This window comes from Amycolatopsis pigmentata (genome assembly GCF_042684065.1).
GTDB lineage: Bacteria > Actinomycetota > Actinomycetes > Mycobacteriales > Pseudonocardiaceae > Amycolatopsis_E > Amycolatopsis_E pigmentata.
On the sequence record NZ_JBHUKR010000006.1, the window covers coordinates 776,128 to 802,430 of the forward strand.

Genomic DNA, 26,303 nt, shown 5'->3' on the forward strand with positions numbered 1-26,303 from the left:
GACACTGAGAGGTCTCAGGCAGCCGGCTGGTCGCGGACGATGCAGCTCAGCCGGGCGGTGCAGGTGCGCCGCCCGGCGTCGTCGGTGAGCACGATCTCGACGGTGATGGTGCCCCGTCCGATGTGGACCGGGGTGGCCACGCCGGTCACGATGCCGTCGCGGACCCCGCGATGGTGCGTGCAGGACAGCTCGAACCCGAGCGTCATCCGGTCCGGGCCCGCGTTGAGCGCGGCCACCGCCGACCCGAGCGCCTCGGCGAGCACCGCGTTGGCGCCGCCGTGGAGCAGGCCGTAGGGCTGGCGGTTGCCCGCGACCGGAATCGTCCCCACCACGCGCTCGGCGGTGAGCTCGACGAAGGTCAGTCCGATCCTGTCGTTGAGCTGCTGGTCGGCGACCGCGGGGTCGATGCCGGCCAGCCGATCGCCGAGAAGTTCGGAAAGTTGGTCGCTCACGCAGGGCTCCTTCACGCATACGACAGTCGGGACGCGGGACTGTCGGACCCTCACCCTAGACTCGCTCCCGTGAGCCCGAGCGTGAACCAACCCGTTACCAACACCACAGCCACGGCCACCGCCGAGCGGCCCCGGCTGCTGCTCATCGATGGCCATTCGATGGCCTACCGCGCCTTCTTCGCGATCCCGGCGGACAACTTCCGCACCTCCACCGGGCAGGTCACCAACGCCGTCTTCGGGTTCACCTCGATGCTGATCAACCTGCTCCGCGACGAGCAGCCGACCCATCTCGCGGTCGCGTTCGACGTCTCACGCCAGACCTTCCGCTCGGCCACCTTCGACGGCTACAAGGCCAACCGCAGCGCCACGCCGGACGATTTCAAGGGCCAGGTCGACCTCGTCAAGGACGTGCTCGGGGTGCTCGGCATCCCGGTGCTGGCCAAGGAGAACTACGAGGCCGACGACATCATCGCCACGCTGACCACGCAGGCCGTCGCCGAGGGGTACCAGGTCCTCATCTGCACCGGGGACAGGGACGCGCTGCAACTGGTCGACGACGCGGTGACCGTGCTCTACCCGCGCAAGGGGGTGTCCGATCTCGTCCGCTACGACCCGGACGCGGTCACCGGCAAGTACGGCCTGAGCCCCGCCCAGTATCCCGACTTCGCCGCGCTGCGCGGCGACCCCTCGGACAACCTGCCGGGCATCCCCGGCGTGGGGGAGAAGACCGCGACCAAGTGGATTCAGCAGTTCGGTTCGCTGGGCGAACTCATCGACCGGGTGGACGAGGTCAAGGGCAAGGTGGGGGACGCGCTCCGGGCGAACCTTCCGGCCGTCGTGCTCAACCGCGAGCTCACCGAGCTGGTCCGGGACGTGGAGCTGGAGGTCGCGCCGGACGACCTCGCGCTCCGCCCGTGGGATCGCGACGCGGTGCACCGGCTGTTCGACGAACTGGAGTTCCGCGTCCTGCGGGACAGGCTGTTCGCCACCCTTTCCAGCGCCGAGCCGGAGGCCGAGGGCGGCTTCGAGGCCGTCGGCGCCGCGGTGCCCACCGGCGGCCTGGCCGCCTGGCTGGCCGAGCACGCCGTCGCGGGCGCCGTCGCCGGGCTTTCCTTCCGTACCACGGGTTCTTCGGTGGGCGCGGACATCTCCTCGGTGGCCATCGCGACGGCCGACGGTGACGGCGCGTACCTCGATGTGTCCACAATGGACCCCTCGGACGAGCGGGCGTTCGCCGCCTGGCTGGCCGACAAGAGCATGCCCAAGGTGGGGCACTCGCTGAAGGTCGCGCTGCACGGGATGCTCGCGCGCGGCTGGCGCTTCGCGGGCCTGACCGCGGACACCGCGCTCGCCGCCTACCTGGTGCGGCCTGGGCAGCGGTCGTTCGAGTTCGACGATCTGGTGCTGCGGTATCTCCACCGGGAACTGAAGTCCGACGCCGACTCCGGCGACGGTCAGCTCTCGCTGCTCGACGCCGACGACGGTGACCGGAAGCTCGTCGAGGCGGAGCTCATCCGCGCCCGCGCCGTGGCCGAGCTCGCCGTGGCGCTGAACGACGAGGTGGAGAAGATCGGCGGGCGGAGCCTGCTCCAGGAGATCGAGCTGCCGCTGCTGGAGGTCATCACCGAGCTGGAGGCGGCCGGGATCGCGGTCGACGTCGACCAGCTCACTTCGCTGGAGGCGCACTACGCCTCGCGCGTCAAGCAGGCCGAAGAAGAGGCCTTCGCGGTCATCGGCAAGCAGATCAACCTCGGCTCGCCGAAGCAGTTGCAGGTCGTGCTGTTCGACGAGCTGTCGATGCCGAAGACCAAGCGCACCAAGACCGGCTACACCACCGACGCCGAGGCACTGCAGACGCTCTTCGAGAAGACCGAGCATCCGTTCCTGCAACACCTGCTCGAGCACCGCGACGCGAGCCGGCTCCGGTCCACGGTGGAGGGTCTGATCAAGGCGGTCGCCGCCGACGGACGCATCCACACCACGCTGCACCAGACGATCGCGGCGACCGGACGGCTCTCCTCGGTCGATCCGAACCTGCAGAACATCCCGATCCGCACCGAAGAGGGCCGCCGGATCCGGGACGCCTTCGTGGTCGGCCCCGGCTACCGCGAGCTGATGACCGCGGACTACAGCCAGATCGAGATGCGGATCATGGCGCACCTGTCCGAGGACGCCGCGCTGATCGAGGCGTTCCAGTCGGGCTTCGACTTCCACGCGGCCACCGCGGCCCGGGTTTTCGGGGTCGATCCGAAGGAGGTCGCGGGCGCGCAGCGGGCGAAGATCAAGGCGATGAACTACGGGCTGGCCTACGGCCTGTCCGCCTATGGCCTCTCCCAGCAGTTGCGGATCTCCACCGAGGAGGCCCGCGAGCTGATGGACGAGTACTTCGCCCGGTTCGGCGGGGTGCGCGACTACCTGCACAGCGTCGTCGCCGAGGCCGCCAAGATCGGCTACACCGAGACCATCTTCGGCCGCCGCCGCTACCTGCCGGACCTCACCAGCGACAACCGTCAGCGCCGTGAGATGGCCGAGCGGATGGCGCTCAACGCCCCGATCCAGGGCAGCGCGGCGGACATCATCAAGGTCGCCATGATCAACGTGCAGCGGGCGCTCAAGGAGGCCGGCGCCTCGAGCCGGCTGCTGCTCCAGGTGCATGACGAACTCGTGCTGGAGGTGGCCGAAGGCGAGCACGAGGCCGTGGAGGCGCTGGTTCGCGAGCAGATGGGGTCGGCCTGCCGGCTCGCCGTGCCGCTGGAGGTCTCCGTCGGCTTCGGCCGGTCGTGGAACGACGCCGCCCACTGATACCGGATCAATGACTCTCCGTGGTCATTGTGAACTCTGTGTTTCCAGACGCGAAACCGGCCATGGGGAACCAGCGGATCGATTAATCCGGCGGTAGCGTGGTGGCCATGACGGGAGGGCGAGCGCTGATTCTTGCCGGCACGGGCATGTTGCCGGAGGTGGCCGAGACGCTGGTCCGGCAGGGATGGCGGGTGGTCCTCCCGAGCCGCCGCTATCACCCCCTCGCGGTGCCGGAAGCCAGACCGGGCACCCCGGTGCCCAAAAGATCGTGGCGCCGAGGTTCGTTCGCCCAGCCCGGCGGTGAGAGCGGCCGGGCTGTCTGGGTCGAGGCGAGCTGGGATCGTCCGGCCGAACTCACGGAGAAGGCCGAGGCGGCGCTGGCCGGTCCGGTGGATCTCCTGGTGGCCTGGGTGCACGGCGAGTACCGCATCGAGGTGATGCGCTCGGTCGAACGCCTGCTCGCCACCACCGCGAGCGTGGTGGAGGTGCGCCCCTCGGCGGAGGCGACCTTCGGCACCGAACCCGTTCTCCCGGACCATCCGACGCAGCTCGTCCTGCTCGGTACCGCCTCGGAGTCCGACAGCAGCCAGTTGCCTTCGCGCGCCGAGATCGCCGAAGGGGTGATGGCGGCCGTGGGCCGCGCGCTGGACGGTCATCCCGCGTCGATCCGCCAGATCGGCCTCGTCCGTCCGATGGTGCGCTGAAGCGGCGCCGTCAGCGGAGCGCGGAGGCCGGTCGCACCTCCCAGTATGTCCACAATGGACGGTATCCCTGCTGGGGCCAGAACACCGACGACAGCGGGTTCGTGGGGTTGTAGTAGAGGTAGGTCCCGGTGGCGCCCATCCGGTGAAAGGCCCGGTGGACCACCGCCATCAGAGCCTGGCCCGCCCCTCGTCCGCGCGAGCGGGGCTCGGTGCCGACGTTGTTCACATACCCCCAGGTGCCGGGCGGCAGCAGCTCCGCGGCCCAGCTGCCCGGGGCCGCGTTCACCCAGCCGCAGTCGGCCACCGCGACGGCCACGCCGTCGTCCTCGGCGAGCCAGATCGGCGCCCCCGCTTCGAGGTTCCGTTCCAGCTGTGGCGCCTGCAGCTCACTGGCCTCCGGCCGGCCGTAGGCGACCAGCGCGGTGTAGTCGAAGGTGTGTTCGGTGAGGGCGAGGACCTCCTCGAAGTCCTCGGGCTGCGCCCGGCGCACCGTGTGCTCTCGCGACGGAGGGCCGGGTGGAGGAGCGGTGCGCAGGGCGAGCGTCGAGATCGGAATCAAACCGTGATCAAGGAACGCGCGGACGGCCTCGGCGTCCCGGCTCGGCCAGGTCACCGTGCAGGCGGAATCGGGGCCAGGGGACTCCGCGTCCATCCGGTGCCGCCAGGCGCGGAGCAGCGCGTCCATGCCTTCGGTGCCGGTGTCACCGATGAAGGGGAAGAGCTGCCACACCTGTGCGGCCGACCACAGCAGGTCCAGCGTGCCCGGGGGATGGGTCCGGACCTGGACGACCCCGCCGACCCGCCGGCCGTCCGGGGTGGCGGCGACCAGCGTTTCGCCTGATGAGGGCGGGTGACCCGGGTCGGGCAGCCGCGGGTCGAGCGCCGCGAACCGGGCCCGGTTCGCGGCGATCAGCGCGTCGCTGATCGTCACCGTTCCCGCCGGGAGCTCATCCCGGTTCCTTCCGCGTCGAGAAGATCGCCGTGCCCGGGAAGATCCTGCCCCGCAAGGGACTCCACTGCCCCCAGGTCCGGGTGTGCCCGTCCGGCCATTCGGGTTCGATCAGGTTCTCCAGCCGGAATCCGGTGGCCGTCAGCGCGCGCACGTAGTCGCCGAGGGTGCGGTGATATTCCACGTAGGTGGCGCGGCCCGCGGCGTCGATCTCCACGTAGGGCGTGCGGTCGAAGTAGGTCTGGGTCGCGGTCAGCCCGTTGGGCCCGGGATCGTCGGGAAAGATCCAGCGCAGCGGGTGGGTCACCGCGAACACCCATCGGCCTCCCGGCCGCAGCACGCGGCCCACCTCGGCGAACACGGTCTCGATCGAGGCGACGAAGGGCAGCGCGCCGAACGCGGAGCACGCGATGTCCACAGTGGCCGATCCGAGCGGTAGCGCTTCGGCCGTGGCCTGGATCAGCGGAATACCCGTGCCCGTGCGGGCGTTGGCCTCGGTGGCATGACGCAGCATTCCCCACGACAGGTCCAGACCCACCGCCCGCGCGCCCGCGGCGGCGAGCCAGCGCGCGCAGGCCGCCTGGCCGCAGCCGATCTCGAGCACCTGGCGGCCCCTCACGTCGCCGAGCAGCCCGGCGTCGGCCTCGCGGAGCCCCTCCGGGCACCACACGAAGTCGGCGTCGCCCAGGAAGGCGCCGTGTTCGGCCTGGTAGTCGTCGGCGTCGGCGTCCCACCAGGCAAGATTGGCCTTGGTCGCCTCCCCGGCGCCCACGCCGCGGTGTGCCACGCCGACGGTGCCCAGACGGTGTTCGGCGCTGAGATGCCTGTCCTGCCCTGCCACGCTCGTATTGTTCCCCAGGTGCGGACCGAGATCGCCTCGGGCGACCCTGTTTGTGCCTCATACACCCCGCCGCGTAAGATACTCATAGCGCAGTGGGTTCGCGCTACCTTCCGCCCAGCGAAGCTCGAGCGGGTCACGGGTCGCGCACCGTCGGCGGTGATGCCAGTGGCCGTTCGTCTCCGGACGTTCGCTCGCCGGGCCGCCTTCTGTTTCCCACCGTGCGAAGCCAACTGCACACCTCACTCATACCCCCAGCCGTAACCGGAGCTACCCACCTAATGACCACCGACACCACCACCGTCCCGACGACCGAGGCCAAGGCCCAGCAGGTCGCAGTCAATGACATCGGGTCGGAGGAAGACTTCCTCGCCGCGATCGACAAGACGATCAAGTACTTCAACGACGGCGATATCGTTGAGGGCACCATCGTCAAGGTCGACCGCGATGAGGTGCTGCTCGACATCGGGTACAAGACCGAGGGCGTGATCCCCTCGCGTGAACTGTCCATCAAGCACGATGTCGATCCCGGCGAGGTCGTCAGCGTCGGTGACGAGGTCGAGGCCCTTGTCCTGCAGAAGGAGGACAAGGAAGGCCGGCTGATCCTGTCCAAGAAGCGCGCGCAGTACGAGCGCGCCTGGGGCACGATCGAGGAGCTCAAGGAGAAGGACGAGCCGGTCAAGGGCACCGTCATCGAGGTCGTCAAGGGCGGCCTGATCCTCGACATCGGCCTCCGCGGCTTCCTGCCCGCGTCGCTGGTCGAGATGCGCCGCGTGCGCGACCTGCAGCCCTACGTCGGCCGCGAGCTCGAGGCGAAGATCATCGAGCTGGACAAGAACCGCAACAACGTGGTGCTCTCCCGCCGGGCCTACCTGGAGCAGACCCAGTCCGAGGTGCGCAGCGAGTTCCTCAACGCGCTGGCCAAGGGCCAGGTGCGCAAGGGTGTCGTCTCCTCCATCGTCAACTTCGGTGCCTTCGTGGACCTGGGTGGCGTGGACGGCCTGGTGCACGTCTCGGAGCTGTCCTGGAAGCACATCGACCACCCCAGCGAGGTCGTCGAGGTCGGCCAGGAGGTCACCGTCGAGGTCCTCGACGTGGACATGGACCGGGAGCGCGTCTCCCTTTCGCTCAAGGCCACCCAGGAAGACCCGTGGCGTCAGTTCGCCCGCACCCACGCGATCGGCCAGATCGTGCCGGGCAAGGTCACCAAGCTGGTTCCCTTCGGCGCGTTCGTCCGCGTCGAGGAGGGCATCGAGGGCCTGGTGCACATCTCCGAGCTGGCCGAGCGCCACGTGGAGATCCCGGAGCAGGTCGTGCAGGTCGGCGGCGAGGTGATGGTCAAGGTCATCGACATCGACCTGGAGCGCCGCCGGATCTCGCTGTCGCTGAAGCAGGCGAACGAGGGCGTCACCACCGAGACCGAGTTCGACCCGACCCAGTACGGCATGGCCGCCGAGTACGACGCCGAGGGCAACTACATCTACCCCGAAGGCTTCGACCCGGACACCCAGGAGTGGCAGGAAGGCTTCGAGAAGCAGCGTGAGGAGTGGGAGCGCCAGTACGCCGAGGCGCAGACCCGCTACGAGGCGCACATGCGGCAGGTCGCCAAGGCCGCCGAGGCCGACGCCGCCGCCGCGGCGGATGCCGCCACCGGTATCGAGGGTGGCGAGAGCAGCTACAGCTCCTCGCAGTCCGACTCCGGCTCGAAGGGCAGCGGCACCCTGGCCAGCGACGAGCAGCTCGCCGCGCTGCGCGAGAAGCTGTCCGGCGGGGCGTAAGCAAGATCGCTAGAACGGATACGGCCGGTGCGCGACGCACCGGCCGTATTTCTCTTATGGGCAGAGGTCGAGCCCGCGCGCCATGGCCGTGAGGCCGTCGCGGAAGACGCGGTCGAAGGACTCGTCGGTGGTCTCCATGAACCAGCCGGGCGGGGGTGTGCGCTGCCGGTGGGTCAGCTCCACACTGATCAGTCCATGCATGGAGGTCCACACCAGGTAGGCGGCCGTGGCCTGCGCCATTTCGCGCGGCGTCGAGATGCGGATCCGCTCGACGAGAAGGTCGAAGGTGGTGTGCTGAGCCTGCGCGCGGAGGTCGGGGTCGGGGTCGTAGCCGGGTACCGCGCGTTCGAACATGAATCCGTAGCGAGCAGGGCTTTCCAGCGCGAAGGCACGGAAGATGTCGGCGAAGGCCAGGATGTCGGCGACCGGATCACCGCAGCAGGCGGGCAGCCGCAGTAACGCCTCGTGGAGCAGTTCGAAGGTGCGCTCGTAGAGGGCGTCGAGCACGCCCGTCCGGCCGCCGAAACGCGTGTAGACGCCGATGGTCGAACTGCCCGCCTCTTCGGCGAGATTGCGGACGGTGAGGCCGCCGACTCCCTGCTCCAGCAGGATCGTCAGGGCGGCCTGGAGAAAACGCTCCCTGCTCTGGGTCTCCGCCGGACCGGGAAGACCGTGTCGCGTGGCCATCGCACCCCCTTCCCGTCTTCTGAAAAACTTAGGGCATAACACCTGTTATCTCGAACGCCGGGGGCGGCATGATGGGGGTGTGTCCGTCGAGCTGGAATTCCGTGGCCGCAAGGTGGTGCGCGACCGCGCCCTGGTGATGGCGATCGTCAACCGCACTCCGGATTCGTTCTATGACAAGGGAGTGGCCTTCGCCGACGCGGACGCCCTCGCCGCCGTCGACCGCGTGGTGGCCGAGGGGGCCGACATCGTCGACGTCGGTGGGGTGAAGGCCGGGCCCGGCAGTGAGGTCGACGCGGCCGAGGAGATCCGCCGCGTCGTCCCGTTCGTGGCCGAGATCCGGCGCCGGCATCCCGGGCTGGTGATCAGCGTGGACACCTGGCGCCACGAGGTCGGCCGTCCGGCCTGCGAGGCGGGCGCGGACCTGCTCAACGACACCTGGGCGGGCGCGGACCCGAAGCTGGCGGAGGTGGCGGCCGAATACGGCGCCGGGTACGTCTGCTCGCACACCGGGGGAGCGGTGCCGCGCACACGTCCGTTCCGGGTGCGTTACGAGGACGTGGTGAGCGAGGTGGTCGAGGAGACTTGCCGTCGCGCGGAAGAGGTGGTGGCGCTCGGCGTGCCCAGGGCCGGGGTGCTGATCGACCCGACCCACGACTTCGGCAAGAATACCTGGCACAGCCTGGCACTGCTGCGGCATCTGGACGTGCTGGTGCGGACGGGCTGGCCGGTGTTGATGGCGTTGTCCAACAAGGATTTCATCGGCGAGACGCTCGGTGTCGCCCTGGAGGACCGGCTGGACGGCACGCTGGCGGCGACCGCGCTCGCCGCGCGTGACGGCGCTCAGGTCTTCCGCGTGCACGAGGTCCGCCAGACGCGCCGGGTGCTGGAGATGGTCGCCGCCGTGCGGGGGAGCAGGCCGCCGGCCCGGAGTGTGCGCGGTCTCGCCTGAAAGAGGGCCCGCGGAAATTGTCCAGAATGGACATCGGGGGAAACCCGTTGTGCCGTGCCGCGGTCATCGATCTTCTTCGGTGACCGCGACACGCCCGAGCGCCGTGTGCGCTCCGTGATGTTTTTCACGGTGTTGCACGAAAAGAATCCCATCGCCGCCGGGAACGCCGGGCGAGCCTTCCGCGTTGGCGATCCGGTTGCCGTTCCCGTCACCCGTTAGGCGGATTGTGAACCGGAAAAGGCCCTGCGGGTAAGGAAAACGGCATGTCGCGGCCGTCCCGGAGTGACCGGTGGTGTCGGGTACTTTGGTATCCGGGCGAACAAAAGGCCGGCCACCGAGCCGAAAACATCGCTCCGTCACCGTGCGAGCTACAAAATCTTGGTCTACGGCAAGAGAAGTGTCATCCCTCGGCCGGCGAGAGCGGTGGTTTTCGAAGAAAGCGCTTGCCGTTGGAAAAGGTTTCGGTGGGCGGACCGGTGCGCTTGCGCGATTATGCCGATATCCTTCGATACTCCGCCGGGCACGGATGACCGGGCCCGGAAGCTTGATTCGCCCCAACGACCCGTCATGCCGGGATGGTCCGTAATCCATGAACCCGTCGCTCGCCGAGCACTCCCCCGCCCCCGACGACTCCGGGCGCTGGCGCGTCAAGCTGGCCCGGAAATGGGCCTATCTGATCACCACCACGGCGTACCTGCCGTTGCCGCACGCGGAGCTGGAGGATCGTCTGCTGGAGCTGGTCGACGTGCTGGCCACCGTGCTGATGGCCGAGCCCTCCGGCCAGGGCTGGTCCGACCAGCGGGCAGCCGAAATCGGGTCCCGGCTGGTGGCCATGCACTGCACCGGCCCGGACAGTCTCCGGCGGACCCTGGACGTGCTCGGCCGCGACCTGCTGGCCCAGCCCGAGTTGCGGCGGTTGCCGGGGCTGCCCGAGCGGGTCGTCACCGTGCTGGGCGCGATCGCCGCGGGCTACAGCGAAGCATTGCGGGTGTGGGTGTTCGAACAGCAGGAAAGCGTCAACGGTGCCTTCGTGGAGTTGCTGCGCGACACCAACCGGAGCCTGGCCGCCAGTGAAGCGCGGTTCGATCTCCTGTGCCGCCTTTCGCCCGACGGTGTCGCCGTCACCGATCGCGAGGGCCGGGTTCTCCACTGCAACAGTGCGCTGTGCCGGATCGTCGATGTCCCGATGGACGAGGTGATCGGGCACCGGCTGACCGATTTCTTCGTCCCGGCCGACGTTCCCGGTCTCGAGGAGATCTACGAAAAACTTCGCACCGGGCCCGCGGCGACCTTCCGGCGGCGGCGCTGCGCCGTGCGCCGTGACGGGGAAGCCACCGAGGTGTTCGTGTCGGGTGCGCTGGTGCGCGAGGAAGACCCCGAGAAGTACGTGACGATCCTGGAGGACGAGACCGAGCTCTCCCTGTTGCAGGACCGGATCGCGCACCAGTCGCTGCACGATGTCGAAACCCGGTTGCCGAACCGCCAGTACTTCTCGACGCAGCTGGAAAAGATGCTCCCGCGGGCCGACCCCGAGTTCGGCGTCACCTTGTATCACCTCGATCTCGACGCGTTTTCGGTGATCAGGGGCGGCGCCGGGCACCACGCCGGTCTCCAGTTGCTGCGCGAGGCCGGTGCCCGGCTGGCCGACGTGTTCGCCGGGGAGCAGGCGACGCTGGCACGGGTGGGTGCCGACGAGTTCGCGGTGCTCGTCCGCAATTCGGCCACCACACCGAATGTGGTGACGATGGTGGGCCGCATCAACGAGGCGCTCACCGAGCCGCTCTACGTCGAGGGGAAGGGTGTGGCCACCTCCGCCTGCGTGGGCGTCGTGCATCAGCCGTCGCTGGACACCGGCCCCGAGGAACTGCTGCGGAACTCGGAAATGACGTTACGCCGCGCCCGCGCCCTTGGCCGCCGTCAGTGGGCGCTGTTCGACCCGGGCGAGCACGCCCGCGACACCGAGGACGACGCGCTCGCCGCCGCGATGCCGGGTGCCTGGGAGAGCGGCGAGATCACCGTGGTGTACCGGCCCGTGATCCGGCTGCCGGACGGGCGGCCGGCCGCGGTCGAAGCGTTGCTGCGCTGGGACCGGCCCGCTTTCGGCGTGCTGTCCCACGAACGCTGCGTCGCGCTGGCCGAGCGCACTGGTCTGATCCTTTCACTCGGCGCGTGGGCAATGCGCCAGGCCTGCGAGGAGATCGCCCGCTTCTCCGACGTCCCGGTCGCGGTCAGCCTGTCGCCGAGCCAGGCGTCCGATCCCGATCTGGCCGCGACCGTGCTGGCGGCGCTGGAGGGTATCGGCCTGCCCAGTGAGCGCGTCGTGCTGACCTTGCCGTTGAGTGAACTGCTCGACGAACGGGGCGAGGCCGCCGAAAGCCTCCGGGTCCTGGCCGACATCGGCGTGGGCGCGAGTGTCGCCGGATTCGACGGCGGTCCCGCCGACCTCGCCTATCTCGACGAGCTTCCGGTGACCGCCGTGCATCTGGCGCCCCGGCTGGTCGAAACCCTGACCGGGCGCGAGGACCGGCCATCGGTCACCCGCGCGCTCGAAACGCTGGTCGAGGTCGTGCGGTCCTCGGGCAGGCAGATCGTTGTTTCCGGCATCGAGACCGCCGGTCAGGCCGACTGGTGGGGCGAGGCGGGCGCAGATCTCGCGATGGGATCGGCCTTCGGCGAAGGCGAAGACCTCCGCACCCTCCTCGGTGACCCCGCGGCCCGCTGATCCGCCAGGGCGTCAGCGGGCCGGGCGGTTGAGGCCGTACAGAACCCGTTGCAGGATCTCGGAGTCCGCGGCATCCACCGGTTCGCCGGGATACTCCTGCAGTGGCGGGCCACTGGGCGCGGTCGCGGCCGACCGGCCGGGCGCGCGCCGGGGCAGCGCCGCGGACATCCCGGTCGGCAACGGGAGTTCGCACCAGACATTGCGGCGCCCGCCGGGCAGCGAGACCGCGCTGATCGTCCAGCCGTCGAGCTCCGGCGGGTCACCGATCCGGTCGTCGTCGAGTTCGATCACCACACAGTCGCCGTGCAGGCGCAGCCGCACGGTCAGAAACCGTGGTTTCGACTGCGTGGCACCCTCGACCGACGAGGACACCATGTGCCGGGTGACCAGGGTGGCGTCGGGGATCAAGGGACGCAGCGACCACTCGATGAGGGCGAAACGCACGAATATCTCGGCACAGTTGACCGCACTGGGCGCGGCGACGAGCCGAAGGTCATCGACCTGGGTGGTCTGGGAGATCACGCGTCCTCCGTTTCCCCTTGGCTCAAGTCGTACGAGTGCCGGTATTTTCGCTCATGGTGCGCTACCGACGGTGCACTGGGTGTCAAGATAGCGCGCGAGACAGCGTAAGGGCAGTGGTCTTCACCGCTGGAGCCACCCTTTCCGCATGGACGCGGTTGCTCCAGCCGGAGATCGAAATCGCAGCTTGGGCCTGTCCTCGGGCATCCAGAACCGGCCCGGCGACGCAGATGACACCGGTGCCGGATTCCTCTCGTTCGTATGCAAGACCGTCGGTGCGAACTTTCATGAGCGCCCGCCGCAGCAGCCCGGGCGCGGTGATCGTGCGCGGTCCGATGCGGGGCAGGCCGGCTCCGATCACCCGCTCCAGCGCCTCTTCCGGAGAGAACGCGAGGATCGCCTTGCCCACGGCGGTGGCGTGCGCGGGAAACCGTCCTCCGATCCGCGACGGCAGGCGGGGCGCGTCGGGCCCGCGCACGATGTCGAGATAGACGACTTCGGTGCCTTCCAGCACCGCCAGATGCACGGTGTTCCGGGTCGCCTCGCGCAGATCGGCGAGATACGGGCGGGCGGCGTCCACCAGGCCGCGTTGCCGGGTCGCCAACTGGCCGATTTCGAACAGCTTCAGTCCCAGCCGCACCGCGCCACCGTCGCGTTCCAGGAGTCCCTGCGCGGCCAGGTGCCCGGTCAGCCGGTGCACCGACGACTTCGGCACACCCGTGCGCCGGGCGAGCTCGGAGACGCCGAGAGCGTCGTCACCGGGACGGAAGGCGGTGAGCAGCATGGCCAACCGCGCGGCGGTCACTCCCGCCGCGTCATTGTCGGTCATGCTGTTTCCTCCGCGGACCTTGCGCGCCCCCGCGATCGTGTCGACAGGGTGCTCGTTCCGTTGAGCGGCACGCATGGGTTGAGTGTGCCTCATCCGTGGGGGCACGGTGGACGGCATGGGCAAAGCCACCGCGGCGATCGTCGGACCGGGCAACATCGGGACCGATCTCCTCGCCAAGCTGCGGCGCAGCGAAGATGTCGAAGTACGGTACATGGTCGGGGTCGACCCGGATTCGGACGGACTGGCCCGCGCGGCCGCGCTGGGAGTCGAGGCGTCGGCCGGGGGAGTGGACTGGCTGCTCGCCCGTGACGAACTCCCGGACCTGGTGTTCGAGGCGACCTCGGCGAAGGCGCATCTGGCCAACGCCCCGCGCTACGCCGAAGCCGGGATCCAGGCGATCGACCTGACCCCGGCGGCGATCGGCCCGTTCACCTGCCCCGCGGTGAACCTGCCGTCCCAACTCGGTGCGCCCAACGTCAACCTGATCACCTGCGGCGGTCAGGCCACGATCCCGATCGTGCACGCCGTCGCCCGGGTGACACCGGTGCCCTACGCCGAGATCGTGGCGTCGGTGTCGTCCCGGTCGGCCGGGCCGGGAACGCGGGCGAACATCGACGAGTTCACCGAGACCACCGCGCGTGGCGTCGAGGAGGTCGGCGGCGCCGCGAAGGGCAAGGCGATCATCATCATCAACCCGGTCGAGCCGCCGATGATCATGCGGGACACGGTGTTCTGCGCGATCGACCCCGACGCCGACCGGGACGCGATCACCGAATCCATCGAGCGCATGGCCGCCGACGTCCGGGCCTACGTCCCCGGGTACACGCTCACGGCGGCGCCGCAGTACGACGATCCCCGCCCCGGCTGGAACGGACGCGCCAGGGTGGCGGTGTTCCTCGAAGTCGCGGGCAACGGCGACTACCTGCCGCCCTACGCGGGCAATCTCGACATCATGACGGCCGCCGCGGCGCGGGTCGGCGAACTGATGGCTCGCGAAAAGAACGCAAGCACGCGGGAACTCTCGGAGGACCGGGCATGAGTCTCAACGAGGAGCGCGAAGTCCGGATCGTGGACACGAGCCTGCGCGACGGCAGTCACGCGATGGCGCACCAGTTCACCGAGGAGAACGTGCGGGACACGGTGCGGGCGCTGGACTCCGCGGGCGTTTCGCTGATCGAGGTCACCCACGGCGACGGGCTCGGCGGGTCGACCTTCAACTACGGCTTTTCGTTGGTGGACGAACGAAAACTGATCGCCGCCGCGGTCGAGGAAGCTCGTCGGGCGAAGATCGCGGTGCTGCTGCTGCCCGGACTGGGCACGGTCACCGACCTGAAGGCCGCCGCGGACCTGGGCGCCGGCGCGGTGCGGATCGCCACGCACTGCACCGAAGCCGACGTGTCCGTGCAGCATTTCACCGAGGCACGCCGGCTCGGCCTGGAGACGGTGGGATTCCTGATGCTGTCCCACATGTCGCCGCCGGAGGCGCTGGCCAAGCAGGCGAGGATCATGGCCGACGCCGGCTGCCAGTGTGTGTACATTGTGGACTCCGCGGGCGCGCTGATCCTGGAGGAGGCCGCCGACCGGGTCGCCGCGCTGGTCGCGGAACTCGGCGAGCAGGCGCAGGTCGGCTACCACGGCCACCAGAACCTCAGCTTCGGCGTGGCGAATTCGGTGCTCGCCTACCGGGCGGGCGCGCGGCAGATCGACGGGTCGCTGGTGGCGCTCGGCGCGGGCGCCGGGAACTCGCCGACGGAAGTGCTGGCGGCGGTCTTCGAGCGGCTCGGGGTGAAGACCGGGGTCGACAAGGACCTGCTGATGGAGGCCGCGGAGAACGTGGTCAGGCCCTACATCGCGCGGCTTCCGGTGATGGACCGCTCGTCCATCGTGCAGGGATTCGCCGGGGTGTACTCGAGTTTCCTCCTGCACGCCGAACGCGCCGCCGAGCGCTACGGCGTGCCCGCGTACGAAATCCTCTATCGGGTCGGCGAGAAGGGCTATATCGGCGGCCAGGAGGACATGATCATCGACATCGCGGTGCGGCTCGCGGACGAGCGGGCTTCCTCAGCCGCCGGCGCGGGCGAGTAGCGCGACGCAGTGGGCGACGAGGCGATCGCGGGGCACCTCGAGGCCACCGCCGAGGTAGGTGCGGAACAGGTTGGTCAGCGCTCCGACGAGACCGGTCGCGGTGAGCACGCGTTCGGTCTCGTCCATCCGCTCGGGCAACTGCTCGCGCACGAGCGCGGCGAACGCGGGCAGGAGGGCCACTCCCCGGGCCGACAACGCCGGGTCGCTGACCGGTGCGAGCAACAGCACCCGGCCCTTGCGCGGGTCGTCCACCATGAGTTCGACGAAGGCGGTCACCGCGGCCTCGGCGCGCTCGGCGGCAGGCGGGCGGGGGTCGGGAACGGCGTCGGACAGCGCCGCGTGCGCCTGCGCCACGACTCGTTCGTACACCGCGAGGACGAGCTCTTCCCGGTCGGCGAAGTTCTCGTAGAAGTAGCGTTCGGTGAGTTTGGCGTGGCGGCACACGGCGCGCACACTGACCGCGGGACTGCCCGCCGTGCCCAGCAGGTCGAGGCCGGCGTCGAGGAGCCGCTCCCGGCGGGCGGCGCGGCGATCGTCCAGCGTGGTCCCCGCCCAGACCCTCGTCATGACGTCCCCTCAATTGACTACAGGTGTTGTCAATCGTAGCGTGGGACGGCATCACGCCGCGGCCCACACGCACAACGACAGGAGGCCTTGCGTGAAACTCGGTTACCACCTCGGATACTGGTCGTCAGGACCGCCGCCGGGCGCGGCCGAAGCCGTCGCCACGGCCGAGGAACTCGGTTTCGAAACGGTGTGGACGGCCGAAAGCTACGGTTCCGACGCGCTCACGCCACTGGCGTGGTGGGGCGCGGCGACCACCCGGATCAAACTCGGCACCGGCCTCATCCAGATGGCCGCGCGCACGCCCACCGCCGTGGGCATGTCCGCGCAGACGATGGACCACCTCTCCGGCGGCCGGTTCGTGCTGGGCCTGGGTGTGTCGGGGCCCCAGGTCGTCGAGGGCTGGTACGGCCAGCCGTATGCGCGCCCGCTGGCCCGCACCCGTGAGTACATCGAGATCGTGCGGCGGGTGGTCGCCCGCGAAGAGCCGGTGACCTTCGACGGCGACTTCTATCAGTTGCCACTGCAGGGTGGCACTGGACTGGGCAAGCCGCTGAAGTCCACGGTGCACCCGCTGCGCCGCGACATCCCGATCTATCTGGGCGCCGAGGGGCCGAAGAACGTCGCGCTGGCGGCCGAGATCTGCGAAGGCTGGATACCGCTGTTCTTCTCGCCGGCCAGTGACGGTTTCTACCGGGCGGCCCTGGAGGAAGGTTTCGCGCGCCCCGGCGCCCGATGCAAGCCCGAGGACTTCGACGTGGCCGCGTCCGTACCGGTGATCGTGCACGACGACGTGGAGCAGGCCGCCGCGCTCATCAAGCCGTCGCTCGCGCTCTACATCGGCGGCATGGGCGCGAAACAGGTCAACTTCCACCGCGACGTGTTCGCGCGCATGGGCTACGCCGATGTCGCCGACAAGGTGCAGGACCTCTACCTGGAAGGCCGCAAGGAGGAAGCGGTCGCGGCGATCCCGACCAGCCTGGTGGAGGACACGTCCCTGATCGGCCCGCCGGAGAAGATCCGGGAAGAACTGGCCCGGTGGGAGGAAACCGTGGTCACCACGCTGTTGCTGCGAGGTGACGCCGCGGCACTGCGCCGCATCGCGGCGGTCCTGAGCTGAGAGACTGTCGCGAGTTTCCTGCGGAAAGTGACCGGCTGGGCGCGTTCACCGACAGGCACCGACGCCTGCGGTGACCCGGTCGTGCCGGGCCTGAGCAGCGGTGACAGTATTCCCCTCGCGATTCCCGGCACCGAGGAGGACACCGTGGCGGCGCTGTCGGCACCGACGAGGTTCGGCTACTCCCTCGGCTCCTTCACCACCGGAGCCTTCGGCACCGTGCCCGGCCTGCTGCTCCTGCCTTATCTCACGGACACGATGGCCGTGCCCGGCGCGGTCGCCGGGGTGATCGTGCTGGTGCCGAAGGCGTGGGACGTGGTGTTCAACCCGTTCGCCGGACGGCTGTCGGACGCGAGCCTCCAGCGCCGGGGCAGCCGCCGGGCGTTCCTGCTCGGTGGGGGACTGGGCGTCGCCGTGCTGTTCGCCGCGATCTTCGCCCACCCCGGGTTCGGCAAGGTGGCGCTCGACGCGGCCTACGTCGTGCTCGCGTTCCTCCTGTGCGCGACGGCGTTCGCGTTCTTCCAGGTGCCCTACAACGCGTTGCCGGCCGAGATCACCGACTCCTACGACGAGCGCACGAAGCTGACCAGCTGGCGGATCGGGCTCCTGGCGGTCGCGATCCTGATCTCCGGCGGCGTCGCCCCGGCGATCACGACCGGCATCGGCGGCGTCGCGGGCTACCGCCTGATGGGCATCGCGATGGGGCTGGTCATCCTGCTCGGCACGATCGGCGTGTACCTGGGCACGCGGGGCGCGCCGGTCGGGTCCCGGCGCCCCACCACGGCGGGCTGGCGGGACCTCCTGGCCACCATGCGCGAATGGCGCTCGTTCCGGTGGCTGCTCGGGGTGTACTTCGTGCAGTCCCTCGGTCTCGGCACTCTGCTGGCAGGCGTCAGCTACGCGGCGCGGTACGTCTTCGGCGACGCGGGCCTGCAGACCGGCCTCTTCGTCGGATTCGTGGGCCCGGCGCTGGTGATGATGCCGGTCTGGCCGCGAATCGGCGCCAGGTGGGGCAAACTGTGGGGGTTCCGGGCCGCTTGCATCGCCTTCGGCGTGGGCTCGCTGGGGCTGCTGGCCACACGGGTGCTGCCGCTGCCCGTCGCGTTCTGTTTCGTGGCGCTGGCCGGCGTCGGCTACGCGGGCATCCAGGTGTTCCCGCTGGCCATCCTGCCCGACCTGATCAGCGCCGAGGAGGAACGCACCGGCGCCACACGGGCCGGGGTCACCGCGGGCGTGTGGACGGCGTCGGAGACACTGGGCCTGGCACTCGGGCCCGGCCTGTTCGGACTGGTGCTTTCCGCGGGCGGTTATGTGTCCTCTGTGGACTCTTCGGCGGCGCAGCCCGGCAGCGCGGTCACCGCGATCCTGATCGGGTTCTCCCTGCTACCGGGAATACTGGTGTTGCTGGGAATCCCGCTGCTGCGGCGGTCGGTGCTGGAGAAGAACGCCGTGCCCGCCGAAGGCGCGCGCTCGGACTGACTCCTCAGCACCGCCGGGCGATGAGCTCCGCCAGGCGGCGCAAAGCGGGGGATTCGTTTCCTTCGAAGGAGCGCAGCAGTTCCAGCAGTTCGAGCAATCCGCCGTCGTGCGCTTCACAGGTCTTGACCAAAGACAGCAGGAACATCCTGGGCTGCGGGTGGTACCGCACCATGCCGGAGATCGCGGGCCGGAGCTGGCCGACGACGAACTGGCGCCCTCCGTCGTCGGAAAACACGGGCAAGGCCAGCAGCGCTTCGACAATTTCGAACGGCCCCTCGGACGCTCTCTCGCGACGCCAGGAGACCCGAGGCTCGCCGGGCGCGGTGAGATCGGCGCCGTCGTGTCCTGGCAGGCGGAGCCACGCCCGGGTGTGCGTTTGTTTCACCGATACCTCGATTTCCCGGTACGACGAGGGTGCCGCGGCCGGATCCTGTTCTATCACCTCGCGATAGAACGGGTCGGTCGCGATCAGTGCCAGCGGCGCGCCCAGCCGTCGCAGTGCCTCCTTCCCGGCGGCCGCGTCGACCACCCGGCAGGCGTCGATGACCGGTTGGCCCGCCACACCGTTGGAATATTCATAGATCCGGCCCGCGTTGAGCGCGACCCTGAGCTGGATCCGGGCTTCGGGTGCGTGGCTCGCGTTGTGGCGCCGGAGTTCGGTGAGCAACCGGCCGGGCAACTGGTCGGTGAGCAGCCCGGGCGGGAACTCCGGTGGTATGAAGATCAGCGCGCCGTCGCCCCGGTCCTCGGACTTGCACCGCTTCCAGTGCACGCCGGAATCGTCGAAGGCCGCCTCCAGGATCTCGTAGAGGCGCTGGCGCACGGTGCGCTGATGATGCTCGGTGCGGGCGGGGTCGGTGAACCGGGCGACATCGACGACCACGATGGTACGGAAGCGGTTCCTCGCTTCGGGAAGTTGCTCGGACACGGTCTCACCCCCGCTTCCACTGTAGCTTCCTTGTTGCTCTGGACAATAAAAACAAGCAGTCTTGAAATATGCGGGGTGCGGATGGCTTCTGGTTCCGGCTCGGGCCGGCCGAGCGGGCGGTGATCGAGCGGAACTCCACTCGTCGCGCCTACGACCCCGGTACTTTCCTGTGCCGGCAGGGTGATCACTCGCGGCACGTGCTCGTGGTGCGCGCGGGTGCGGTGCGTGTGCTGGCCACCACCTCCGACGGCCGTGAGGTGGTGATTGCGGTTCGGACCACCGGCGACATCCTGGGTGAACTCGCCGCGCTGGACGACGGTCCGCGGTCGGCCACCCTGCAGGCGCTCGACCGCGTCGAGGTCCTCGCCCTCTCCGGCGCCCGGTTCGCTTCGCTGTGCCAGACCGAGCCGCGCCTGGCGTGGGCGCTGCTCGGCGTGGTCGCCGGCAGGCTGCGGGAAACCGGACGGCAGTGGGCCGAATTCGGGGGTGGCAGCGCCCTGCGGCGGGTCGCCGCGCTGCTGCTGGAAATGGCGGTTCTGCATGGCCGGACCACCGGTGCGGGCGTGGAGATCGTGCCGCCTGCCACCCAGGAGGAGCTCGCGTCGACGGCGGCGATGTCGCGCGAATCCTATGTCCGCGTGCTGCGGGACCTGCGGGAGCGCGGGCTGATCAGCACGGGCAGGCGGCAGGTGGTCATCCACCGGATCGACGACCTGCGGCAACTCGCGCGCTGAACACCCCGCCAATGTGCCATCTGACGCAGAACATCGTGCCCTTTCGCGGTTTGCTGAAGACACACCGTCGAGAGGGGAGCACACAAAATGGACCCGTTTGTTCCGGCACCACAGCCGAAACGCTGGCGCCGCAGCTTCTACGCCGCCAGCCTCGCCCTGCCCTTCGCCACTCTGCAGGTCTGGGCCGTGCTGATGTTGTTGTCCACCGTCCACCTCACCGGTGCGGCGGCACTGCCCTTTTCGCTGGTGATCGCGGGCGCGATCGTGGGCGCCGTGGAAAGCCTTCGCTGGGCCTGGCGACTCGGTTCCTTCGAACCGCGGCCGCGGTTCGTGGCCCACCACTGAGGAACGCGAGGGCCCGCCGGTTCGAGGGGGACCGGCGGTCCCGGCAATCGTTTTCTTGATCCCCGCGACGCTGGGTGTTAGTTTCCGCCGGGAAGGCCCAGATGGTGGGGAGGCGACGCGATGACGCGGCAGCGGGTGCTGTTTTCCACTCCGGTTCTCGTGGCGGCAGTGGTGCTGGCACTGGTGATCGGGCTCGTCGCGGGCAAGGCCTCCTCCGGTGGCGGCCCGAGCGCGAACGCCGGTCCGGGCAAGGCTTCGGGCCTCCGGATCGACGTCATCGTCAAGGCGACCGACTCTTCCTTCTGGCAGAGCATGTTCGCCGGCGCGCAGAAGGCGGGGGAGGACTTCGGCACCACGGTGGGCCGGTTCGGGCCGACCTCCGAGACCGACGTCAACGACCAGGTCCAGCTCGTGGAGAACTCGATCTCGCGCGGGGTCGGCGCGATCGTCCTCGCGGCCAACTCCGCCAGCGCGCTGAACAGTGCCATCGACCGGGCGCGCGCGAGCGGGATCAAGGTGATCACCGCGGACGGCACGGTCACCACGGCCAACGAGGCGTTCATCGGCACCGACAACCTGCGCGCAGGGGAACAGGCCGGGCAACGCCTGTGCCGCCTGATCGCCGACCAGGGCCGCACCAGTGGCCAGGTGCTGCTGGAGAACGCCGTCGCGGGCGTGCAGGCGCTGGCCGACCGCGCCGCCGGCTTCCGCCGCGGCCTGGCCGCGAACTGCCCCGGAATCACGGTGTGGCAGGAACGTTTCGACAACAACGACATCAACACCGCGGCCAACCAGACCAATGACGCGCTCGGCGCGGTGCCGGACCTGGCCGGGATCTTCGCCGCGAACAACATGTCCGGCAACGGGGTCTCGCGCGCGGTCAAGGACACCGGCCGCTCGGCCACCCTGCCGGTGGTCGCGTTCGACTCCGATCCCCAGGAGAACGCGGCGCTGGGCGACGGTTCGATCGACGCGCTCGTCGTGCAGAACCCGTACTTCTTCGGCTATCAGGGGGTGGCCGAGGCGATCGCGGTGTGCACCGGGGCGAAGGTGCCGGCGAGCCTGGACCCGGGGGCGGTGCTGGCGGACCGGACCACCATGAACGAGCCCAGGGTCGCCGATCTGCTGAATCCGCCCACGGCCCGGGCCAGCCAGTGACGGCACCGGCGGCGATGCGGGCACCGCTGGTCCGGATTTCCGGGCTGCGCAAGGCTTTCGGCGGCACCGTCGCGCTCGACGGAGTCTCGCTCGACTTGTGGCCGGGTGAAGTGCACTGCCTGGCGGGCGAGAACGGCGCGGGCAAGTCGACGTTGATCCGGGTCCTCACCGGAGCGCTCCGGCGCGACGCCGGGGACTACCGCGTGGACGGACGGCCGATGCCACCCGGGCTGTCCCCCGCGGCGGCGCGCGAGGCCGGAATCGGGGCGGTGTATCAGGAACTCAGCCTGCTGCCGGATCTCCCGGTCGACGAAAACCTGCTCATGGGACGGCTTCCGGCCCGTTTCGGCGTGGTCGACCGCGCCCGGCTGCGCGCCGAAGCCCGCCGGAAGCTCGACCGGATCGGGCTGGCCGAGGTGGATCCCGGCACGCTCACCGGCCGCCTTCCCGCGGCCACCCGCCAGCTCGTCGAGATCGCCCGCGTGCTCGGTGACGATCCCCGGGTGATCGTCTTCGACGAACCCACGACCGCGTTGTCCGGTGCCGAGGCGGAAGCCCTGTTGCGCCGGATCCTCCGCCTGAAGGACGAGGGTGTGGCGGTGCTCTACGTCAGTCACCGCCTCGAGGAGATGTTCGAGGTCGGCGACCGGGTCACGGTGCTCCGCGACGGCGCGGTGACCCGCACCGGTGCGCTGTCCGAGTTCACCGAGGACAGCCTGATCGCGGCGATGGTCGGCCGCACGGTCGAAGAGCTGTATCCGGCGGCGAGGGGCCGGTCCGGGGACACTCCGCTGTTACGGGTGCGCGGTCTTCGCCCGCGCGGTGGCGCGCACGCGGTGGATCTGGACGTGCGTGCCGGGGAGATCGTGGGCGTGGCCGGGCTGCTCGGCGCGGGCCGCAGCGAACTGCTCCGGGCGATCTTCGGCGCCGATGCCCCGGAGGCGGGAACCGTCGAGGTGGACGGGAAACCGGTGGCCACCGGACGTCCTCGCGACGCCGTGCGCGCCGGAATCGGTCTGCTGTCGGAAGACCGCGGGGAACTTGGCCTCCTGCCCGGGCTCACGATCAGGGAGAACGTCTCCATCGCCAGCCTGTCCGGTATCGCGTCGCGCGGTCTGCTGTCGCGGCGCGCCGAAGCGGACCGTGCGGACGAGGTTCTGGACGGGTTGAGGCTGCGAGCGGGTTCCTACGATCAGCCGGTGTCCACTTTGTCCGGTGGGAACCAGCAGAAGGTGTTGCTGGCGCGGTGGCTGGTCACCGATGTCCGGGTGCTGCTGTTCGACGAGCCGACCAAAGGGGTGGACGTCGGCGCCAAGGCGGAGCTTTACACCCTGATCGGGGATCTCGCCGCACGCGGCTTCGCCATCGTGGTGGTGTCGTCGTATCTGCCCGAACTGCTCGGGCTGGCCGATCGGATCGTGGTGCTGCGCCGCGGAGAACTCGTCGGCGAACTGCCGGCCGCCGAGGCGACCGAAGAGGCGCTTTTGACGCTCGCGAGCACCGGGAGGGGCGAGGAGTGAAAACGCTTTCCAAACTGATCGTCCGTGAGGACGCGTTGCCCGAGCCCCGGCCTCGGGTGGTCGGCTGGGGTGACGTGGTCGGCCGCGAAGGTGGCGGCCTCGTCGTCCTGGTGATCCTGTTCGGCGCGCTCGCCCTGGCCAGCGACAGCTTTCTCACCAGCGGCAACATGGCGAACCTGTCCCGCCAATGGGCGGTGTACGCGATCATCGCCGTCGGCGAGCTGCTGGTGATCCTGACCAAGGGCATCGACCTGTCCGTCGGTTCGGTGGTCGGGCTGACCGGCGCGGTCGCCGCCCAGCTGCTGGTGGCCGGGTGGCCGGTGCCGCTGGCGGTGGTGTGCGCGGCGGGCGCGGGTGCCGCGGTGGGCGTGGTCAACGGCGCGCTGGTGGCGTTCGCCCGGCTGCCACCGTTCATCGTCACGCTCGGCATGATGGGAGCCGCCCGCGGGCTGGTGCTCGTGATCACCGGCGCGAACACGATCCAGCCGCTGCCACCGGGCTTCTCGGCGATCGCCAACGACACCGTGGGCGGCGTGCCGAACCTGTTCCTGATCACGGTCGTGGTGATCCTGGCGGCCGGATTCCTGTTGCGCCGCACCGTTTTCGGGCGTTATGTCTACGCGACGGGCTCCAACGCCGAATCGGCACGCCTGTCCGGCGTGCCGGTGCCCCGGGTGCTGGTGTCGGTCTACGCGATATCCGGGTTGCTGGCCGGGCTGGGCGGGGTGCTGCTGGCATCGCGGCTCGGTGCCGGGGTGCCGACCGCGGGGGAGAGCTACGAGCTGGACGCGATCGCGGCATGCGTGATCGGCGGCGCGAGCCTGTTCGGGGCGAAGGGCAGCGCGCTCGGGGCGGCGGCCGGGGCGCTGATCACCTCCACCCTCAACAACGGTGGCAACCTGCTCGGCGTCAATTCGTTCTACCTGAGGATCGCCATCGGCGTGCTGATCCTGCTCGCTGTCGCCTTCGACCAGCTCCAGGGACACCTCCGGACGAGCCGCGCCTCGCCTTCGTGACGAAGGGAACGCCGGGGTGAAGACCCGGGGCCAGGGAGGCGGAGGCATGCTTACGGCATGCCCGAAGACCACTACCTCGTCGGACTCGACCTCGCCGGACGCCGTGTCGTGGTGGCCGGCGGCGGCACCGTCGCCCAGCGCAGGCTGCCCCGGCTGATCGGCGCGGGCGCCGCAGTCGAGCTGATCACCCCGCACACCACGCCCGCGGTGAGCGCGATGGCCGACGCCGGTGAGCTGGTCTGGCATCCGCGCCGCTACGCCGAAGGTGATCTCGAAGGCGCCTGGTACGCCCTGGCCTGCACCGACGATCCCGAGGTCAACGCCGCGATCTGCGCCGAAGCCGAGCGGCTGCGGGTGTTCTGTGTCCGGGCGGACGACGGCACCGGGGGCACCGCCGTGACGGCCGCGGTGGGCCGCCACGAGGGCCTGGTCGTCGGCGTGCTCTCCGGAGGGGAACCGCTGCGCTCGGCCGCGGTCCGCGACGGCATCGTCGAGGCGCTGCACAGCGGTCGTATCCCGGACGGTGTGCCCAGGACCGGAACCGATCTGCCCGGCGTGGCGCTGGTCGGCGGCGGGCCGGGCGACCCCGAGCTGATCACCGTCAAGGGCCGCCGCCTGCTGGCCCGCGCCGACGTGGTGGTCGCCGACCGGCTCGCGCCGCGTGAACTGCTCGACGAACTGCCCGCCGGGGTCGAGGTGGTCGACGCCGCCAAGATCCCCTACGGCCGTGCGGCGAGCCAGGACGTGATCAACGCCACCCTGATCGAACATGCCAAGGCGGGCAAGTTCGTGGTTCGCCTCAAAGGCGGCGATCCCTACGTCTTCGGTCGTGGCTTCGAGGAGGTGCTCGCCTGCGCCGAAGCGGGCGTCCCGGTGACCGTGGTTCCCGGTATCACGAGCGCGTTCGCCGCCCCCGCCGTGGCCGATGTCCCGGTGACGCATCGCGGTGTGACGCATGAGGTCGTGGTGGTGTCGGGGCACGTCGCGCCCGGACACGAGAGTTCCCTTGTGGACTGGGAAGCGCTCGGCCGCCTGCGGGGCACGATCGTGCTCATGATGGGTGTCGAGCGGCTGCCGGCCTTCGCCGCGGCGCTGCTGACGGCAGGCCGTCCCGGTGACACGCCGGTGGCGATCGTGCAGAACGGGACCATGCCCGGCCAGCGGGTCGTGCGGTCCACACTGGACTCGGCGGGCGAAGCCGCGCGAGCCGCCGGGATCCGCCCGCCGGCGGTGATCGTCATCGGCCCGGTCGCTTCGCTGGCGGGGATGCGCCAAGATGACACCCATGGGTGACAACGGTGATCCGTTCGAGGGGTTGGTCTCGCTCGCGGTGGCGCGGACCGGGCACGTCGCCGAGGTCACATTGCTGGGCCCGGGCAAGGGCAACGCGATGGGCCCGGACTTCTGGCGCGAACTGCCGGTCGTGTTCGGCGCGCTCGACGACGATCCCGAGGTCAGGGCGATCGTGCTGACCGGCGGCGGGGCGAACTTCTCCTATGGACTCGACCTGCCCGCCATGATGCCCGCGTGGGCACCGCTGCTGGCCGGCGACGCGCTGGCCGGCCCGCGTACCGCGTTCCTCAAGGACATCCGCCGCCTCCAGGACGCCGTCAGCGCGATCGCGGCCACCCGGAAGCCGGTGATCGCGGCGGTGTCCGGCTGGTGCGTGGGCGGCGGCGTGGACGTGATCGCCGCCGCGGACGTCCGGCTGGCCTCGGCCGAGGCCAAGTTCAGTGTCCGGGAGGCGAAGGTCGCCATCGTGGCGGACCTGGGCAGCCTGCAACGACTCGCCGGGATCATCGGCGAGGGGCAGCTGAGGGAGCTCGCGCTGACGGGCAAGGACATCGACGCCGCCCGCGCGGAACGCATCGGCCTGGTCAACGACGTCCATCCGGACCCGGAGTCGGTGCTGGCGGCCGCGCGGGCGATGGCGGAGGAGATCGCGGCGAACCCGCCGCTCGTGGTCCAGGGTGTGAAGGAAGTTCTGTCGGTGGCCGCGGAGCAACGGGTCGCCGACGGGCTCCGGTACGTCTCGGCGTGGAACGCGGCGTTCCTGCCGAGCAAGGACCTGGGCGAAGCGGTCCAGGCGTTCATGGAGCGACGGAAACCCGATTTCCAGGGCGAGTAG

The 26,303-nt window shown here is 69.9% G+C and carries 24 protein-coding genes; 16 read left to right on the forward strand and 8 right to left on the reverse strand.

Annotated features, from left to right (window positions below; translation table 11 throughout):
- Positions 1 to 14 precede the first annotated feature (14 nt).
- Entirely contained in the window at positions 15 to 452 is a 438-nt protein-coding gene (locus ACFSXZ_RS11460; protein WP_378264182.1) for a hotdog fold thioesterase, read from the reverse strand.
- A gap of 69 nt (positions 453 to 521) precedes the next feature.
- On the opposite strand from ACFSXZ_RS11460, the gene polA reads away from it, so the two are divergent.
- Positions 522 to 3,254, forward strand: a complete 2,733-nt coding sequence (gene polA, locus ACFSXZ_RS11465) for a DNA polymerase I (RefSeq protein WP_378264184.1) — start codon at positions 522 to 524, stop codon at positions 3,252 to 3,254.
- 107 nt (positions 3,255 to 3,361) lie between these two features.
- The gene (locus ACFSXZ_RS11470; RefSeq protein WP_378264186.1) at positions 3,362 to 3,958 is read left to right on the forward strand and encodes a hypothetical protein; all 597 of its coding nucleotides are present in this window, start codon (positions 3,362 to 3,364) and stop codon (positions 3,956 to 3,958) included.
- A gap of 10 nt (positions 3,959 to 3,968) precedes the next feature.
- On the opposite strand, the gene ACFSXZ_RS11475 is transcribed toward ACFSXZ_RS11470, so the two are convergent.
- Together ACFSXZ_RS11475 and ACFSXZ_RS11480 are read right to left on the reverse strand one after the other, a co-directional pair.
- Positions 3,969 to 4,889 carry a GNAT family N-acetyltransferase gene (locus ACFSXZ_RS11475; protein WP_378264188.1) on the reverse strand — a complete coding sequence of 307 codons (921 nt, stop codon included), beginning with the start codon at positions 4,887 to 4,889 and terminating at the stop codon, positions 3,969 to 3,971.
- Positions 4,890 to 4,905: 16 nt separating this feature from the next.
- On the reverse strand, positions 4,906 to 5,748 hold the full coding sequence (locus tag ACFSXZ_RS11480; protein WP_378264190.1) for a class I SAM-dependent methyltransferase: 843 nt from the start codon (positions 5,746 to 5,748) through the stop codon (positions 4,906 to 4,908).
- A 278-nt stretch (positions 5,749 to 6,026) separates the two neighbouring features.
- Between ACFSXZ_RS11480 and rpsA the strand changes: the two genes are divergently transcribed.
- Complete coding sequence (gene rpsA / locus ACFSXZ_RS11485) at positions 6,027 to 7,523, forward strand: 30S ribosomal protein S1 (RefSeq protein WP_378264192.1); 1,497 nt, start codon at positions 6,027 to 6,029, stop codon at positions 7,521 to 7,523.
- Between the two features lie 54 nt (positions 7,524 to 7,577).
- Here the strand turns inward: rpsA and ACFSXZ_RS11490 are convergent, their stop codons facing one another.
- Complete coding sequence (locus ACFSXZ_RS11490; protein WP_378264194.1) at positions 7,578 to 8,210, reverse strand: TetR/AcrR family transcriptional regulator; 633 nt, start codon at positions 8,208 to 8,210, stop codon at positions 7,578 to 7,580.
- Positions 8,211 to 8,346: 136 nt separating this feature from the next.
- Here ACFSXZ_RS11490 and folP point away from each other — a divergent pair, with 136 nt between their 5' ends.
- The gene (gene folP, locus ACFSXZ_RS11495; RefSeq protein ID WP_378264784.1) at positions 8,347 to 9,159 is read left to right on the forward strand and encodes a dihydropteroate synthase; all 813 of its coding nucleotides are present in this window, start codon (positions 8,347 to 8,349) and stop codon (positions 9,157 to 9,159) included.
- Between the two features lie 589 nt (positions 9,160 to 9,748).
- Complete coding sequence (locus ACFSXZ_RS11500; protein ID WP_378264195.1) at positions 9,749 to 11,881, forward strand: putative bifunctional diguanylate cyclase/phosphodiesterase; 2,133 nt, start codon at positions 9,749 to 9,751, stop codon at positions 11,879 to 11,881.
- A gap of 12 nt (positions 11,882 to 11,893) precedes the next feature.
- Here ACFSXZ_RS11500 and ACFSXZ_RS11505 read toward each other — a convergent pair whose 3' ends face one another.
- Both ACFSXZ_RS11505 and ACFSXZ_RS11510 read right to left on the reverse strand, forming a co-directional pair.
- Positions 11,894 to 12,403: a hypothetical protein gene (locus ACFSXZ_RS11505; RefSeq protein ID WP_378264197.1), complete on the reverse strand. Its 510-nt coding sequence runs from the start codon at positions 12,401 to 12,403 to the stop codon at positions 11,894 to 11,896.
- 82 nt (positions 12,404 to 12,485) lie between these two features.
- Entirely contained in the window at positions 12,486 to 13,229 is a 744-nt protein-coding gene (locus ACFSXZ_RS11510) for an IclR family transcriptional regulator (RefSeq protein WP_378264199.1), read from the reverse strand.
- A 115-nt stretch (positions 13,230 to 13,344) separates the two neighbouring features.
- Here ACFSXZ_RS11510 and ACFSXZ_RS11515 point away from each other — a divergent pair, with 115 nt between their 5' ends.
- Entirely contained in the window at positions 13,345 to 14,268 is a 924-nt protein-coding gene (locus ACFSXZ_RS11515; RefSeq protein WP_378264201.1) for an acetaldehyde dehydrogenase (acetylating), read from the forward strand.
- Complete coding sequence (gene dmpG, locus ACFSXZ_RS11520; RefSeq protein ID WP_378264203.1) at positions 14,265 to 15,314, forward strand: 4-hydroxy-2-oxovalerate aldolase; 1,050 nt, start codon at positions 14,265 to 14,267, stop codon at positions 15,312 to 15,314. The genes ACFSXZ_RS11515 and dmpG overlap by 4 nt, the downstream gene beginning before the upstream one ends.
- Here the strand turns inward: dmpG and ACFSXZ_RS11525 are convergent.
- Complete coding sequence (locus ACFSXZ_RS11525; RefSeq protein WP_378264205.1) at positions 15,291 to 15,881, reverse strand: TetR/AcrR family transcriptional regulator; 591 nt, start codon at positions 15,879 to 15,881, stop codon at positions 15,291 to 15,293. The genes dmpG and ACFSXZ_RS11525 overlap by 24 nt on opposite strands.
- Before the next feature lie 91 nt (positions 15,882 to 15,972).
- Here ACFSXZ_RS11525 and ACFSXZ_RS11530 point away from each other — a divergent pair, with 91 nt between their 5' ends.
- Positions 15,973 to 16,998: an LLM class F420-dependent oxidoreductase gene (locus ACFSXZ_RS11530; protein WP_378264207.1), complete on the forward strand. Its 1,026-nt coding sequence runs from the start codon at positions 15,973 to 15,975 to the stop codon at positions 16,996 to 16,998.
- A gap of 144 nt (positions 16,999 to 17,142) precedes the next feature.
- Entirely contained in the window at positions 17,143 to 18,474 is a 1,332-nt protein-coding gene (locus ACFSXZ_RS11535; RefSeq protein WP_378264786.1) for an MFS transporter, read from the forward strand.
- Between the two features lie 4 nt (positions 18,475 to 18,478).
- On the opposite strand, the gene ACFSXZ_RS11540 is transcribed toward ACFSXZ_RS11535, so the two are convergent.
- Positions 18,479 to 19,402, reverse strand: a complete 924-nt coding sequence (locus ACFSXZ_RS11540) for an effector-associated domain 2-containing protein (RefSeq protein WP_378264209.1) — start codon at positions 19,400 to 19,402, stop codon at positions 18,479 to 18,481.
- A gap of 68 nt (positions 19,403 to 19,470) precedes the next feature.
- Here ACFSXZ_RS11540 and ACFSXZ_RS11545 point away from each other — a divergent pair, with 68 nt between their 5' ends.
- The 7 genes from ACFSXZ_RS11545 (at position 19,471) to ACFSXZ_RS11575 (ending at position 26,303) form a co-directional block, all read left to right on the forward strand.
- Entirely contained in the window at positions 19,471 to 20,136 is a 666-nt protein-coding gene (locus ACFSXZ_RS11545) for a Crp/Fnr family transcriptional regulator (protein WP_378264211.1), read from the forward strand.
- An 87-nt stretch (positions 20,137 to 20,223) separates the two neighbouring features.
- A complete protein-coding gene (locus ACFSXZ_RS11550; protein WP_378264213.1) occupies positions 20,224 to 20,481 on the forward strand; it encodes a hypothetical protein in 258 nt (85 codons plus the stop codon).
- A 120-nt stretch (positions 20,482 to 20,601) separates the two neighbouring features.
- The gene (locus ACFSXZ_RS11555; protein ID WP_378264215.1) at positions 20,602 to 21,639 is read left to right on the forward strand and encodes an ABC transporter substrate-binding protein; all 1,038 of its coding nucleotides are present in this window, start codon (positions 20,602 to 20,604) and stop codon (positions 21,637 to 21,639) included.
- Entirely contained in the window at positions 21,636 to 23,159 is a 1,524-nt protein-coding gene (locus ACFSXZ_RS11560) for a sugar ABC transporter ATP-binding protein (RefSeq protein WP_378264217.1), read from the forward strand. The genes ACFSXZ_RS11555 and ACFSXZ_RS11560 overlap by 4 nt, the downstream gene beginning before the upstream one ends.
- Positions 23,156 to 24,175: an ABC transporter permease gene (locus ACFSXZ_RS11565; RefSeq protein ID WP_378264219.1), complete on the forward strand. Its 1,020-nt coding sequence runs from the start codon at positions 23,156 to 23,158 to the stop codon at positions 24,173 to 24,175. The genes ACFSXZ_RS11560 and ACFSXZ_RS11565 overlap by 4 nt, the downstream gene beginning before the upstream one ends.
- Positions 24,176 to 24,232: 57 nt before the next feature.
- Complete coding sequence (cobA, locus tag ACFSXZ_RS11570) at positions 24,233 to 25,468, forward strand: uroporphyrinogen-III C-methyltransferase (protein WP_378264221.1); 1,236 nt, start codon at positions 24,233 to 24,235, stop codon at positions 25,466 to 25,468.
- A complete protein-coding gene (locus ACFSXZ_RS11575) occupies positions 25,461 to 26,303 on the forward strand; it encodes a crotonase/enoyl-CoA hydratase family protein (RefSeq protein ID WP_378264223.1) in 843 nt (280 codons plus the stop codon). The genes cobA and ACFSXZ_RS11575 overlap by 8 nt, the downstream gene beginning before the upstream one ends.

Coding starts and splice junctions, on each gene's coding strand:
- ACFSXZ_RS11470 (WP_378264186.1), top strand. CDS start 3,362: ATGACGGGAGGGCGAGCGCTGATTCTTGCCGGCACGGGCATGTTGCCG.
- rpsA (WP_378264192.1), top strand. CDS start 6,027: ATGACCACCGACACCACCACCGTCCCGACGACCGAGGCCAAGGCCCAG.
- ACFSXZ_RS11490 (WP_378264194.1), bottom strand. CDS start 8,210: ATGGCCACGCGACACGGTCTTCCCGGTCCGGCGGAGACCCAGAGCAGG.
- folP (WP_378264784.1), top strand. CDS start 8,347: ATGGCGATCGTCAACCGCACTCCGGATTCGTTCTATGACAAGGGAGTG.
- ACFSXZ_RS11500 (WP_378264195.1), top strand. CDS start 9,749: ATGAACCCGTCGCTCGCCGAGCACTCCCCCGCCCCCGACGACTCCGGG.
- ACFSXZ_RS11510 (WP_378264199.1), bottom strand. CDS start 13,229: ATGACCGACAATGACGCGGCGGGAGTGACCGCCGCGCGGTTGGCCATG.
- ACFSXZ_RS11515 (WP_378264201.1), top strand. CDS start 13,345: ATGGGCAAAGCCACCGCGGCGATCGTCGGACCGGGCAACATCGGGACC.
- dmpG (WP_378264203.1), top strand. CDS start 14,265: ATGAGTCTCAACGAGGAGCGCGAAGTCCGGATCGTGGACACGAGCCTG.
- ACFSXZ_RS11525 (WP_378264205.1), bottom strand. CDS start 15,881: ATGACGAGGGTCTGGGCGGGGACCACGCTGGACGATCGCCGCGCCGCC.
- ACFSXZ_RS11545 (WP_378264211.1), top strand. CDS start 19,471: ATGCGGGGTGCGGATGGCTTCTGGTTCCGGCTCGGGCCGGCCGAGCGG.
- ACFSXZ_RS11550 (WP_378264213.1), top strand. CDS start 20,224: ATGGACCCGTTTGTTCCGGCACCACAGCCGAAACGCTGGCGCCGCAGC.
- ACFSXZ_RS11555 (WP_378264215.1), top strand. CDS start 20,602: ATGACGCGGCAGCGGGTGCTGTTTTCCACTCCGGTTCTCGTGGCGGCA.
- cobA (WP_378264221.1), top strand. CDS start 24,233: ATGCCCGAAGACCACTACCTCGTCGGACTCGACCTCGCCGGACGCCGT.
- ACFSXZ_RS11575 (WP_378264223.1), top strand. CDS start 25,461: ATGGGTGACAACGGTGATCCGTTCGAGGGGTTGGTCTCGCTCGCGGTG.